This is a genomic window from Streptomyces sp. NPDC033165, from assembly GCF_055577965.1.
Map to the genome: position 1 here is coordinate 297,832 of NZ_JBVIPK010000006.1, position 13,040 is coordinate 310,871.

Below are 13,040 nucleotides of genomic sequence, written 5' to 3' on the forward strand. Positions count from 1 at the left end.
CCTCCAGCTCGTGCGGTGTCTGACGGTGGGTGTCTGACGGTGGTCTTTGCCCCCCCCCCAGCTCGTCCGGCGTTTGGGGACGGAACCCTGTTGTGGCGGGCGGTTGCCCTCCGTGTGCGGAGAGTCGTGGTGCCCGTTCGTGCCGGGTGGCGGGTTCGTCCTCAAGCGCCGGGCGGGCTGGGGGAGGACGTCAGGCGGGACGGCTGTGTGCCCGTGATGAGCGTGGCGAGCGCCTGATCGATGTCCGTGCCCAGGAACCAGTCTCCCGTGTGGTCGACGCTGTAGACCCGGCCTTCCGTGTCGATGGCCAGGACCGCCTGTTCCTGGCCTTCCGACCCGAGTGGGGCGACCTCCGTTTCCAGGGCGCGGCCGAGGTCGCCGAGCGTACGGGCGAGGTGGAGGCCGTGCAGGGGGTCGACGCGGACCGCGGCCGGTGCGATGTGGCGGCCGGGTGCGGATGCGGTGATGTGGAGGCCGCCGAATTCCGCCCAGGCCTCGACCGCGGCCGGGAAGACGGCGTGCCGGTGGCCGGCGGGGGAGGCGTGGGAGCGCAGGGCGTCGGCCCATTCCTCGGCCTGGCGGATGTCCCAGCGTCCGGGCTGCCAGCCCGCTTCGCGCAGGGCGGCGTCGACGGCGACGGGGAAGCGGGTGGAGTTGTGCTGCTTCGGAAGGTGCGGGAGCTGGTCGTGCATGGGTGGGCGGTCAGCCCTTCTCGGCGGTGGTCGCGGCGCCGGTGGTGGTGAGGTCGACGGGGCGTACGCCGAAGTGGGACAGGAGTGCGGAGCAGGAGCGGCAGGGTGGTGCGTAGCTGCCGTGTAGGGGGTCGCCGTCCTCACGGATGCGGCGGGCGGTGAGGCGGGAGTGTTTGAGTGCGCGGCGGGCTTCCCCGTTGGTCAGGGGTTTTCGTTGGGCGCGTTTGGAGCGTCCGCTCTCGGCGGCGGTGAGCTGGCGGGAGAGCAGTATGGCTTCGGGGCAGCGGCCGGTGAAGCGTTCGCGCTGGCCGGTGGTGAGGGTGTCGAGGAAGTCCTGGACGAGTGGGTGGAGTACGGGCGGCTGGTCCCCCTTGCCCGCGGTGCAGGTGAGGGTCTCTCCGCGTACGGAGAGGGCGGCGGCCACGGCGGGGAGGATCCCGTCGCGGCGGTGGAGCAGTCGTGGTGTGGTGCTGGTCTCGGTGCTGCTCCAGCTGAGTCGCGGATCCCCTGATGTGACGGTTTGTGCGGAATGCATCGTGCTGACGTCCCTCCCTGCAATCCCCCGAGTTGCGGGGACAGCCTGCCAAATGTGCCGGGTGGTGGGGAAGCTGGGGCAGGGAATCGTGCCTGCGTGTCGCCCGAAGGTGCGAGACCGTCGCCTCACTGTCACGTGAATGTGACCGTTCGTGACGGAACCGGCGGGGCGGGGCCTGCTGTTGTCCCACCGCTTAGGCTGTGCGGAACACCAGACGCAGCAGGGGGCAACAGCCATGACGACAGGTCGGCTCGGGCAGCAAGCCGCGCCACCGAACGCGGCCTATGCCGGGCAGGTCGTGCACTTCCCGGACCCGGTCCGGGCGTCCCGCCACCCCAGAGGTGTGCGGATGGACGTGAACGGTCATCCGGTTCTTTCGCCGTATGCGCGTGCCGCCGCGGAGATCGCGGATCCGCCGCAGGGGTTCGGTATCGACGAGCTGCGTCTCACCGACTACGTGTCGGCGAATGCGGCGATGGCGGCGAGCGGTCACGATCTGTGGGACACGATTCCCGCGGTGGCGACCCCGCACGGCTGGACGTGGCATCACGTGGCGGGTGGCCGGCGGATGGAGCTGGTGCCGGTCGAGGTGAAGGCGCTGCTGCGTCATCACGGTGGTCTGGCGGGGACCGAGGTGGACCAGAACCGGCGGGGTACCCGTCCGTTGCAGGAGACGCGTCCGGCGCATTTCCGGCTGCCGAAGGGTGCTGTCGCGGTGAGCGAGCAGCAGATCCAGGGTGTCGAGGAGGATCTCGGTTACCGGCTGCCCGGTGCGTACCGCACGTTCCTGAAGGCTGCTGGTGGTTCGGCCCCGGTGGGTGCGTCGCTGGACGCGGAGCTGGGGCTGCTGGTGGACCAGCCGTTCTTCACGGTGCGTGACGAGGCGGCGGTGAACGATCTGGTGTATGTGAACAAGTGCCTGCGGGACCACTTCACCAAGGACTTCCTGGGTGTCGCTTTCGTGCAGGGGGGGATTCTCGCGGTGAAGGTGCGCGGTCAGGATCCCGGCTCGGTGTGGTTCTGCCCGTACGACGATGCCCGTGACCAGGACGGCTGGAGTGTCCAGGAGCGTTCGGAGCGGCTGTTGCTGCCCTGTGGTGCGGACTTCGACGCTTTCCTTCAGCGGCTCGCGGGTAATCCGCCGGAGCTGGAGACGGTGGCGAACCTGATGGTGGACGGTGGCTTCGCGCGCGTCGTCCCGGTGGAGGGGTGAGCGCGGTGGTGACTTTCGCGCAGGCGCAGGAGCGGGCGGACGAGTGGGTCAACGGTGACGTGCCCGCGTATCAGCACCGTGAGGTGCGGGTCCGTGAGTTCGATCTGGGTTTTGTGGTGTGGGCCGAGGACCGGGCGGAGGGCCCGGTCTCGGACGGTGGCCGTCAGCGGTTGGTGATCGCCCGGGACAGCGGTGAGGCGACGTTGTGGCCGGGGTTGCCGGTGGGCGAGGTGATCCGGCGGTACGAGGAGGAGTACGGGGTTACGGTGGATGCGCCCGCCGCTGCGCCGGAGCCTCCTCAGCGGGTGGATCTGAATCAGACGTCGTTCCTGTTGACCCCTCCGGAGTGGCTCCAGGAGGCGGCGGACAAGCTGGGTATTCCGGATCATCGGGCGGAGCGGGGGGAGTCGGGGGCGGCCCCGGATGAGTCCCCCGCGCCGGGCGGGGCGTCTGCTCCGGCTGCTGCTTCGGCTTCGGCTCAGGAGCCCGCGGAGTCCGGAGGTTCCGCGTCCGGAGGTTCCGCGTCCGGGAGTTCCGGGGCTTCCTGGCCCGCGGCCGGCGGGGGCGGGGACTACGAGCCGACGGCGTCCGAGGGTGTGCCCGCAGGGGCGACCCCGTGGGCGGGTACGGACACCAACTCGGACTCCGACGACGGGGCCGTTCCGCTGCCCGCGACCGTGTTCGCGCCGCCGCTGTCGGGGACGGACGACGAGGAGACCCCTCCGCCGGTCGTCCCGGCGGAGGCGCCCACCGCGCTGATGTCCGGGGGCAGCCAGCTGCCGCGTACGCAGGTGGCTCCGGCCCTCCGGCCCGAGCAGGGCTCGCAGGGCGGGGCCGGTGAGATCGCGGACGCGGCGACCAGCAAGGCCGTGGTGCCGCCGCGCGGGGCGCGCGGGAGCGGTCCGTCGACTCCGCCGCCTCCCGGTGCGCCCGGGATTCCCGGGGTGCCGTCGGGTTCGACGCCGCCGCCGTCGGGTCCGGGTGCGCCCGGGGCCCCGGCGGGCGGGTACGTCCCGACGCAGCTCGTCTCCCAGCTCGGCCCGCCCGGTGCGCCGGGTGCCACGCCGCCCCCCGGGACCCCCGGCGCGCCGAAGCCTCCGGGTCCTCCCGGTCCTCCCGGTCCTCCGGGGCCGCCCGGTGCGACGCCGCCTCCGGGTGGCGGGGTGCACCATGCCGCGACGATGCTGGCCGACGGGAGCAGCATCGGTGCGGGCGTCCCGGCTCCTCCGGGCCCGCCCGGCGCGCCCGGTGCGCCGAAGCCTCCGGGTCCTCCTGGTCCTCCGGGGCCGCCCGGTGCGACGCCGCCTCCTGGTCCGCCGCCTCCGCCGCTGGGTTCGACGCCGCCTCCGGGTGGCGGGGTGCACCAGGCGGAGACGATGTTCGCGGCGCCCGGCCAGGTGGGCCCGCCCGGTCCTCCCGGCATGCCCGGTGCCCCGGGTGCCCCGGGTGCCCCGGGTGCTTCACTGGGCGGGGCCTCCGGTCCCGTACCGCAGCCGCCCGCGCCCGGGCAGCACACCCCGCCGCCCCCGGCGTACGGCTATCCGCAGCAGCCCACCGGTCAGCCGACCGTGGGCCCCGGCTACCAGGCCGTGCTGCGGTTCCGGGCTCCGGACGGCAGTGAGCAGCAGCTGATCCGCCGCTCGGCGCCGGGTACCCCGCACCCCGAGTGGCAGATGCTGCACGAGCTGCGGGCGATGAACGTGCCGCCGCAGCAGGTCATCGAGCTGCACACCGAGCTTGAGTCCTGTGAGCTGCCGGGCGGTTACTGCGCCCGGATGATCCGGGAGACCTGGCCGCAGGTGCGGATCACCAGCGTCGCTCCGTACGGCACCGACCACGCGAGCCGTCAGCAGGGCATGCAGCATCTGCTGACGCACCAGGGCGAGCTGCACCAGGTGGCGGACGGCCCGGCGCGGCCCGCGCCGGTGCGGGCTCCGCTGCCGCAGATGCCGCCCGCGCCCGCGCTGCCGCCGGAGGCGGTGGCCGAGGAGCTGGTGCAGGCGTTCGGGCCGCAGGGCATTCTGCGGTTCGATCAGCGTGCGGTGTCCCGTCAGGGGGTGCCGGAGGTCGTCGCCCGTACGTTGGTGTGGGCGGGTCTGCCCGCCGATTTCGGGCCGTTCTTCTGGGCGCAGCCGGGGCAGCCGGTGGTGCCGACGCTGGGGGAGCTGGCGGCGCAGCGGCAGGTTCAGGCCGCGCCGGACGCGGGGTCGTATCTGGTGATGGGTACGGACTTCGGCAAGGCGCTCTGTGTCCAGTACGGGACGGCGAACATCGTGGCCGTTCCGGTGGAGGCCGGGCCCGGCGGTCAGTCGGTGGCGCCGCAGTTCGTGAACACGGGGCTGCCGGAGTTCGTGCGGTCGATGGCGCTGCTGGGCCGGATGTGGCGGCTGCGGTTCGGGCTGAACCCGGAACAGGCGGGGCGCTGGACGGTCGACTTCCAGGCGCAGCTGGTGGCGCTGGACCCGGCGGCGCTGGCGTCGCCGGAGAACTGGTGGTCGGTGCTGCTGGAGCAGATGTGGGACGGCCTGCTCTGAGCCGTAGGTCATCGATGTGACGAGGCGCCCGGACCCGGGGAGGGTTCGGGCGCCTCTCGTCGTATGGGGCCGCTGCCATGCGGCCGGGGCTGTGATGCCGGTCGCTTCCGTCCTGAAAGCATCTGTTGGATTCCGACTTCCGGCACCAATTGCCGCATCCTTGGCATGTCGGTGAGGCGTATCGGTGAATCGGTGAGTCGGAGAGGGGCTTCAGGGATGAGTGCTGGACCGGTGTCCGCGTACGACACCGTCGGCGTGCGGGGGCGTGGCTACCGTCCGGAGCAGGTGGACCGTGCGACCGCTGCCTTGATCGCCGAGCGGGACACTGCTCTCGCGGAGGTCTCCCGGCTGACGGTCCGGGTCGAGGAGCTTCACGCCGGGGCGGCCCGGCTGGCGGAGACCGTGGCGGCGCTGCCTCCGCAGGACTACGCGGAGCTGGGGGAGCGGGCCCAGCGGATTCTGGCGCTGGCCGAGAGCGAGGCCGAGGCGCTGCACGCGGAGGCGGTGGCGGCGGGCCAGGCGTTGCGGGACGAGGCCGAGGCGGAGGGCCGGGCGGCCGGGGACGCGGCGCGGGAGGCGGCGGACGCGGTGCGGGAGGCTGCCGTACGGGCGGCCGAGGAGCGGGTGGCCGAGGCGGTCCGGGAGGCCGAGGGGGTGCTCGCCGCGGCCCGGCAGGACGCCGATGAGGTGCGGGCGGCCGCTGCCTCCGGGATGGAGGAGACGCGCCGCCGCACGGCGAGCGTCCTGGCCCACCAGGAGCAGGAGCACGCCGAGCGGAACAAGGCCGCCGAGGCCGAGGTCGCCGAGGCCGAGGCGGCGTTGGCGGTGCGCCACGCGGAGCTGACCGAGCGGGCGGAGGCGCTGCTCGCGGAGGCGGGCCGGGAGCTGGCCGCCGCCCAGGAGGCGGCCCGCCACGGCCAGGAGGACGCGGAGGCCCGGGCGGCCGAGCTGCTGGCTCAGGCCCGGGTCCGTGAGGAGCGGGTGGCCCGGGAGACGGAGCGGGTCCTGCGGGAGCACGAGGAGGACCGCGAGGAGGTCCAGGCGCACATGGCGCACGTACGCAGCTCGCTGGCGGCGCTCACGGGCCGGGTGGCACCGGAGGCGGAGGAAGGGGTGGCGGCGGGGGCGGCGGAGGCCTGAGGGCTGGAGCGTCGGAGTGCCGAAGCGGTCTGGATCTTTTCACCGGGCTCCTGTCGAGATCTTTCACCGGGCTCCTGTCGAGGACAGGGTCCGTCCCGTTGGAGGAGACATGGTCGGGGCCTACGTAGGCGGTGGGGCGCAGCTCTTGGCCCAGGTGTGGGACAGCACGTTCGACGTCAGGGCGAGGTCGTGACGCTGCCCCTTCTTGATGCAGCCGAGGCGCTTGCGTAGTCCGGGCTCGGCGAAGTACGCGACGTGGATGTAGCCGTTGGCGTCGGGCAGGCCGTTGTTGAAGATCGAGCCCGGGCGGTGGGTGTCCGCCCAGGAGCAGTCGTTCTCGCCGTCGAACCAGTTGGAGTCGTCGCCACTCCAGGCGCACATCTCGCCCCTGCCGTCCGTCTCCGAGAAGAAGCAGACGGAACCCGGGACGCAGCGGTCGTAGCCCGTGGCCGTCTGACTCGGTGCGGGCGTGGGCGTGGGTGTCGGGGGCGGCGTCTGCGTCGGCTCGGGGCCGGTGTCGCTCCTGTCCGGGCGCGCGTCCGCGACGGACCCGGCGTTCGTCGGGGCGACCGGTTTCGTGCCGGGGTCCCCGTCCAGGAGCATCCGCATGCCGAGGCCCGTCACCGCGAGGGCCAGCGCGCAGGCCGCCGCCGCGAGCAGAGGGCGGTGCCGGTGCCTGCGGTGCGGCGGTCGGCCCGCCGCCGCCTCCGAGGTCCGCCGCAGCAGTGACGCGGTGTCGTGCGGGGCCCGTTCCTCATGCGTACGGGCGAGGCAGTCCCGTACGATCCCCCGCCAGGGTGCGGGGAGTTCGGGTGAGAGGCGCAGCTCCTCCTCGCCGCGGGCGTAGCGCACCGCCGCGTCCCGCCGGGCGGTCGGGGTGCCGCCCGGCAGCGGGAACGAGCCGGTCAGGGTCAGGTGGGCCAGCACCCCGAACGCCCAGATGTCCGCGGTCGGCCGGATCCGCATGCCCCGCTCGCCGACCTCGGACCACAGCAGCTCGGGCGGGGTGTAGTCGGCGGTCGTGAACGCGGGGGAGTACGCGTGTGTGCCCTCCAGTTCGGCGGCCATGTTGAAGTCGCCGAGCCGTGCCGTGCCGTCCTCCATCAGCAGGACGTTGCCCGGCTTGAGGTCGCCGTGCACCCAGCCCGCGCCGTGCAGTTGGTGCAGGCCCTCGCAGATCTGCACGAGCAGGGCCGGCCCCTGCCGAGGCGGACGGCCGGCGGCCGGCAGCGTGTCGAGGGAGCCCCGTGCCCGCTCCAGTACGAGGACGGTGGCGCCGTCGAGCTCCGGGTGGGCCGGGGCGTCCACCGTCAGCGCGTCGTACATCCGGATCAGCCGCGGTGAACGGAGGCGGCTCAGCAGGGCCACTTCCCGCTCGGCCAGTTCCCGGAGATGGCGCAGCTGGCGCGGTGTGTGCGTGCCGGTGGGCAGGAACTTCAGGGCGGCGCGGGCCGGGGCCGCGTCGGGGTCCTCGTGGTGGGCCGCGTACACGTTGCCGAAAGCCCCCGCGCCGAGCGGCTCCTCGACGATCCAGGGGCCGACGCGGTAGCCGGGCGGAACGGACGCGACGGCGTACGACTGCCGCCGCCCGTCCACCGGGCCGGGCTGTTGGTCCACCGGGCCGGATTGCTCGCTTCCCGGGCCGGACTGCTCGTTCACCGGGACGCGCCGGTCGTGGAGGGGGCCAGCGCCGCGAGGTCGTCCTCGCGCACCAGGTCGAAGCGGAGCGCGAGGGAGACGAGGGTCTCCTTCTTGCCGTTGAGGCGGGGGCCGGGCTCGCAGGACTCGGGGCCGGGCTTGAGCCGCAGCTTCACCGCCAGGTAGTCGATGTTCCACTGCACGGCGGCCCGGTTGGCCGCGGGCCACTGCGGGCGCAGCCGCTCGACGACCTGTTCCACGGTGGGCACCGGTGCGTACGGCTCGCCGCTCAGGCGCGACTCGCACAGGGCCGCCAGCACGATGAAGTACCGCTTGGACCGGTCGAGGGGAAAGGCGAGCGCGGTCGACTCCCCGCCGCAGCCCTCGGCGGGCTCGTCCCGGTCCGGCCCGTCCGACGTGACGGCGGCGTAGTCGTGCCGCGGTGCCCACACGTCGAAGCTGAGCAGCTCGGTGCCCGCGGGCAGGACGACCCGCGAGAACTCGAACGCCACGGGTGCGCTCAGCCGCCTGGGCGCGACCTTGATGTGTTCCCCCGCGCCCTCCGGGTTCTCGACGGCGTAGGTCGCCGTGCGGCTGAAGTTGCTGAGCGACCAGTACGTGTCCGTCGCGGTGATCTCGCCCGCGGAACGTGAGACACCGTCATGCGGGATGGCCAGCCGGGGCGATGGGCCGGTGGATGCCTTCCGGCCGAAGCGGAGGGTCTCTCCCGGCGCCAGCCTGAGCTGTTCGCCGGGGTTCATGCCGGGCCCCGGCACCACGATAATGGTGTACATGGACTGATTCCTTCCCCCAAGGTGCGCCGTAAGGGTAGGAAGAGTCGATAAACATCTGCATGACGCGCAGGCCGGGCGGACTCACGCCCCCTGCCAGGGCGTGAGCATTCGCTGCCAGGCTGTCAGTGTGTTCGCTGCCGGGCTGTCAGGCTGTCAGCATTCGCCGCGCCAGTGGAAGCGGTCGATCGTCCTGCCGCCGCCCGCGAAGTTCCCGCGCCCGTCGGCCCAGCCGTGGTGGAGGCACTGGCTGCCGCCTTCCCTGAAGTACACCTGCACATGGTCGTAACCAGGCTGCGGATTGCCGTTGTTGTAGTACGACTTGCGGAAGCCGCAGGTGCTGTTGGGCTGGTCGCCGGCCGACCGGCAGACCGAGCCGGTGCCGTTGGCGCCCGAGTAGAAGCAGACGTATCCCGCCGGGCAGTCCTGCCAGCCCGGAGTGGAGCCCGAGCAGTTGCGGCTGGTCACGCTCGGCCACTCCTTGTTGGTGCCCGTGTACTGGACGCCGTCGAAGTGCACCGGAACGCGGTGGCGTTCGTCGGTGAAGTCCCCCGACGCCTTGTAGCGCTGCTCGTAGTGCAGGTGGGACCAGCTGGAGGCGCCGGTCGTGCCGATGCGTCCGATGCGGGTGGACGGCTGGACCGACTGCCCCTTGCGGACGTACGTGGTGGGGGCGTCCTTGAGGTGGTAGTACGCCGTGAACCAGCCGTTGCCGTGGTTGATCTGGATGGTGTTGCCGGAGCCGTTGTCCCAGTAGGCGGCGGACACGGTGCCGGGGGCGGAGGCGAGTACCGGTTCGGCGTCGGAGCCGGTGTTGTTCTCCACGACGATGTCCAGCGCGGGGCTGTGACCGGAGCCGTAGGTGTTCAGCTGCCACCGCGTGTCGCACGCGAACGGCATCTGGAACAGCGGCTTGGCGGCGGCCGCCGCCCGGGTGTCGGCGGTCCGGTCGGTCCCCTCGTCGGCCGTGGCGGCCACGGTGGTGCCCGCGAGCCCGAGAACCGCGAATCCGGCGACCAGGACGGCACGAAGCCGACCCAGTCGGCCGGGGCGCGTCCGCCTGTGCGTCCGCCTGTGCGTGCGGTGAAGCATGTTCCCCCCTGTGGAAGGCGCCGACCCTGCCTCCTCGGGCAGCGTCGGAACACATGCTGGGGACCGGCGGAGGGGCCGACAACCTCGTAGGTGTGAGGGTGGGGGGACGCGCCCTACGCGCTGTGCACGATCTGGATCAGGTTGCCGCAGGTGTCGTCCAGTACGGCGGTGGTGACGGGGCCCATCGTCAGCGGGTCCTGGGTGAAGTGCACGCCGAGCGCGCGCAGCCGGTCGAACTCCACCTGTACGTCGTCCACGGCGAAGGAGGCGGCCGGAATGCCGTCCTCGACCAGTGCGCTCGTGTACGGCTTCACGGCGGGGTGCTTGTCGGGCTCCAGCAGCAGTTCGGTGCCGTCGGGGTGCTCCGGCGAGACCACGGTCAGCCAGCGGTCCTCGCCGCCCAACGGGACGTCGTGCTTCTTCTCGAAGCCCAGTACGTCCGTGTAGAAGCGCAGGGCCTTTGCCTGGTCGTCGACGAAGACGCTGGTCAGGTGGATCTTCATGGGGTGTTCTCCGGCGCTCGGGGCCTGAGCCATCGGCTGACGATGTGCTCCAGGGGTTCGGTGTTCAGATCGTGGAACTTGTAGCGGCCCTGGCGGCGCGTGAGGACCAGGCCCGCCGATTCCAGGACGGCCAGGTGCTGGCTGATCGCCTGGCGGGACAGCCCCAGGCCGTGTTCGGTCACCAGACGCGTGCATATCTCGAACAGGGTCTGGCCGTTCCGCTCCACCAGCTCGTCGAGGATGCGCCGGCGTGTGGGGTCGGCCAGCGCCTTGAAGACATCTTCCGCCATGACCACCACGATAGGCAAGTATCGACTTGCCTATCAAGTCGGGGCGTCCGATCACCGCCGGGGCGACCGCCCGTCCTGCCGGTCGGTCGCCCCGGCGGTGTGAGCCGCCTGGGTGGTGTCGGCAGCCCGAGCGGTATCCGCAGCCCGAGCGGTGTCGGCCGCCTCGGCCGGGTCGGCCGACCCGGCCGGGTCGGCGATGACCGGGAAGCGGCGCGGGGCGAGGGTGATCAGGGCGAGCAGGGCCAGGGCCGCCGCCCCCGCCGCGCCGAGGTAGACGTAGTCCACCGCCGCGTCCACCGCCCGGCGCAGGTAGTCCGTCGCGTCCGCCGAGAGGGCGCCCGGGTCCTCCAGGGTGCGGGCGACCGCGTCCAGGTCGTCGGGGAGGCCGGGGGCCGGGGCGTCGAGGAGGCGGGCGGCGAGGACGCCGTTGGCGACGGCCCCGAAGAGCGCCGCGCCGACGCTCTGGCCGACCTGGCGGCAGAAGAGCACGGACGCCGTCGTCGTACCGCGCTCCGACCAGCCGACCGTCGACTGCACGCCCACGATCAGAGGGAGCTGGAACAGGCCCAGAGCCGCGCCCAGGAGCAGCATGATCAGTGCGGGCTGCCAGGGTTCGCCGGGGTAGGGGAGCAGCGGGAAGGCCAGCAGGATCAGCAGGGCGGCGCTCATGCCGGTGATCGCGGTCAGCCGGAAGCCGATGCGGTTGTAGACCCGGTCGGACAGCGCCGCCGAGACCGGCCAGCTCAGGGTCATCACGGAGAGCACGAAACCGGCGGCTATCGGGCCGAGGCCGAGGACCGACTGCGCGTACGTGGGCAGGAAGACGGTCGGCGCGACCATCAGCAGGCCCATCGCGCCGAGCGCCAGGTTGACCGAGGCGATGGTGCGCCGCCGCCAGACCCAGCCCGGGATGATCGGCTCCGCCGCCCGCCGCTCGATGACCACGGTCAGCGCGGCCAGCACCGCGCTCGCCCCGAACAGGCCGAGCGAGGGTGCGGAGAGCCACGGCCAGGCCACCCCGCCCTGCACGAGCGCGGTGAGCAGCAGGGAACCCGTGGCGAAGACGGCGAGCGCGCCCGCCCAGTCGACGCGCGGGCGGGCGGCGGGGCGGGGGCGGGACGGTTCGTGGAGGTGGCGGACGACCAGCCAGAGCGCGATCGCCCCGACGGGGAGGTTGATCAGGAAGATCCACCGCCAGTCCGCGTACCCGGCGAGCAGCCCGCCGACCACCGGTCCGGCGACCGCGGAGGTGGCCCAGACCGTGGACAGCTTGGCCTGGATGCGGGGGCGTTCCTTGAGGGGGTAGAGGTCGGCGGCGATCGTCTGCACGGTGCCCTGGAGTGCGCCGCCTCCGAGCCCCTGGACGATGCGGAACGCGATGAGCGCGGCCATGTTCCACGCGGCGGCGCAGAGCAGCGAGCCGACCAGGAACAGGATGATCCCGGCGATCAGGACCGGCTTGCGGCCGAAGGTGTCGGAGAGCTTCCCGTAGAGGGGGAGGGTGACGGTGACGGCGAGGAGATAGCCGGAGAAGAGCCAGGAGAAGACGGTGAAGCCGCCGAGGTCGCCGACGATCTGGGGAACGGCGGTGGACACGATCGTTCCGTCGATCGCGGCCAGCGCCATGCCGAGCATGAGCGCCGCCACGACGGGGCGGCGGCCCCGGGGGGTGGTGAGGGAGGGGGCGGGAGCGGGGGCGGGAGCGTCGGGCGGCCCGCCCGGTGCTCCGCGGGTGCTGCCCGGGGCGACCGGGGCTTCTGGGGCACCGGCTTCCGGCGCGCTTCCTGTGGCTTCCGTGGTGCGGTCCGCGCTGTGTGTGGCTTCTGTGGTGCTGGTGCTGGTGCTGGTGCTGGTGCTGGTGCTGGTGCTGGTGCTGGTGCTGTCGGCGTTGCTTGTGGCTTCCGTGTTGCTGGTGCGGTCGGCGTTGCCTGTGGCTTCCGTGCCGCCGGTGCCGTCCGCGCTGCCTGTGGCTCCTCTGCCGCTCACTGATTTCCTTTCCCCCTGCACGTATCTCCCGTGGCACTGTCTCATCCGGGGTGCGGGAGGGGGGCGCCTTTGCCGTGAGACGTATGCCGGCCGGACAGGCACCCCGGGTGGCGAGCCGGACAACCCTAGGCGGCCCGGTCGGCGTTTCAGGGGGGGGCGGTAGCACGGGGTGACGACAGTCGTGCGGAGGAAGGCGGCCAGGCGGTCGGTGGCGGTGTCGATCGCGTCCCGGAGTTCCCGGCCCGGATCGGCGAAGAGATGGTGACGGATGCCGCTCTCGGCGTGCTGGGCCCAGGCCCCGATGATGCGGCCGCTGGCCCGGACGGTGGGGCCGATGTTGCGGTTGCGGTCGAAGAGGTCGGGTGCGGCGGATGCGCCCTACCTCGGCCAGGACGCCGAGCACGGTGGCGGCGACGCGCTGGCGGGACTCGTAGGGCTTGCCGGGAAACGTGACGATCTGCTCGCGCAGGGAGGGAACGGCCTCGGCGACTTCGGCGGCGGTGGCTTCGCCGCGCTCGCCGAGGAACGCGGGTGCGGCGTCCTCGGCCGCCCGGTAGCGGGGTTCGTCCCAGCCAAATACAGCGCATGCGCCGCACGCACCGCATGCGGGTCAGGGTCCGCTGTTC

General features: G+C 72.7%; 11 protein-coding genes. 3 read left to right on the forward strand and 8 right to left on the reverse strand.

Annotated elements, in window-relative coordinates; translation table 11 throughout:
• Positions 1–161: 161 nt before the first annotated feature.
• Both ACZ5WC_RS17350 and ACZ5WC_RS17355 read right to left on the reverse strand, forming a co-directional pair.
• Positions 162–692, reverse strand: coding sequence for an SUKH-3 domain-containing protein (locus ACZ5WC_RS17350; RefSeq protein WP_468541580.1), 531 nt, complete (start codon positions 690–692; stop codon positions 162–164).
• A 10-nt stretch (positions 693–702) separates the two neighbouring features.
• Positions 703–1,227 carry a YwqJ-related putative deaminase gene (locus ACZ5WC_RS17355; RefSeq protein ID WP_468541581.1) on the reverse strand — a complete coding sequence of 175 codons (525 nt, stop codon included), beginning with the start codon at positions 1,225–1,227 and terminating at the stop codon, positions 703–705.
• Between the two features lie 235 nt (positions 1,228–1,462).
• Here ACZ5WC_RS17355 and ACZ5WC_RS17360 point away from each other — a divergent pair, with 235 nt between their 5' ends.
• The 3 genes from ACZ5WC_RS17360 to ACZ5WC_RS17370 all read left to right on the forward strand — a co-directional run bounded on the left by ACZ5WC_RS17360 (position 1,463) and on the right by ACZ5WC_RS17370 (position 6,114).
• Positions 1,463–2,440, forward strand: coding sequence for an SMI1/KNR4 family protein (locus tag ACZ5WC_RS17360; protein WP_468541582.1), 978 nt, complete (start codon positions 1,463–1,465; stop codon positions 2,438–2,440).
• 5 nt (positions 2,441–2,445) lie between these two features.
• Complete coding sequence (locus ACZ5WC_RS17365; RefSeq protein WP_468541583.1) at positions 2,446–4,974, forward strand: SUKH-4 family immunity protein; 2,529 nt, start codon at positions 2,446–2,448, stop codon at positions 4,972–4,974.
• 216 nt (positions 4,975–5,190) lie between these two features.
• Positions 5,191–6,114, forward strand: coding sequence for a cellulose-binding protein (locus tag ACZ5WC_RS17370; protein ID WP_468541584.1), 924 nt, complete (start codon positions 5,191–5,193; stop codon positions 6,112–6,114).
• 120 nt (positions 6,115–6,234) lie between these two features.
• Here ACZ5WC_RS17370 and ACZ5WC_RS17375 read toward each other — a convergent pair whose 3' ends face one another.
• The 6 genes from ACZ5WC_RS17375 to ACZ5WC_RS17400 form a co-directional block, all read right to left on the reverse strand.
• The gene (locus tag ACZ5WC_RS17375) at positions 6,235–7,710 is read right to left on the reverse strand and encodes a serine/threonine protein kinase (RefSeq protein ID WP_468541693.1); all 1,476 of its coding nucleotides are present in this window, start codon (positions 7,708–7,710) and stop codon (positions 6,235–6,237) included.
• A gap of 59 nt (positions 7,711–7,769) precedes the next feature.
• Positions 7,770–8,546: an FHA domain-containing protein gene (locus ACZ5WC_RS17380; protein WP_468541585.1), complete on the reverse strand. Its 777-nt coding sequence runs from the start codon at positions 8,544–8,546 to the stop codon at positions 7,770–7,772.
• A 153-nt stretch (positions 8,547–8,699) separates the two neighbouring features.
• The gene (locus tag ACZ5WC_RS17385) at positions 8,700–9,635 is read right to left on the reverse strand and encodes a peptidoglycan DD-metalloendopeptidase family protein (protein ID WP_468541586.1); all 936 of its coding nucleotides are present in this window, start codon (positions 9,633–9,635) and stop codon (positions 8,700–8,702) included.
• A 113-nt stretch (positions 9,636–9,748) separates the two neighbouring features.
• Positions 9,749–10,138, reverse strand: a complete 390-nt coding sequence (locus tag ACZ5WC_RS17390) for a VOC family protein (protein WP_468541587.1) — start codon at positions 10,136–10,138, stop codon at positions 9,749–9,751.
• Complete coding sequence (locus ACZ5WC_RS17395; RefSeq protein WP_468541588.1) at positions 10,135–10,428, reverse strand: ArsR/SmtB family transcription factor; 294 nt, start codon at positions 10,426–10,428, stop codon at positions 10,135–10,137. Before ACZ5WC_RS17395 ends, ACZ5WC_RS17390 begins: the two co-directional genes overlap by 4 nt.
• Positions 10,429–10,479: 51 nt before the next feature.
• A complete protein-coding gene (locus tag ACZ5WC_RS17400; RefSeq protein ID WP_468541589.1) occupies positions 10,480–12,414 on the reverse strand; it encodes an MFS transporter in 1,935 nt (644 codons plus the stop codon).
• Positions 12,415–13,040 lie beyond the last annotated feature (626 nt).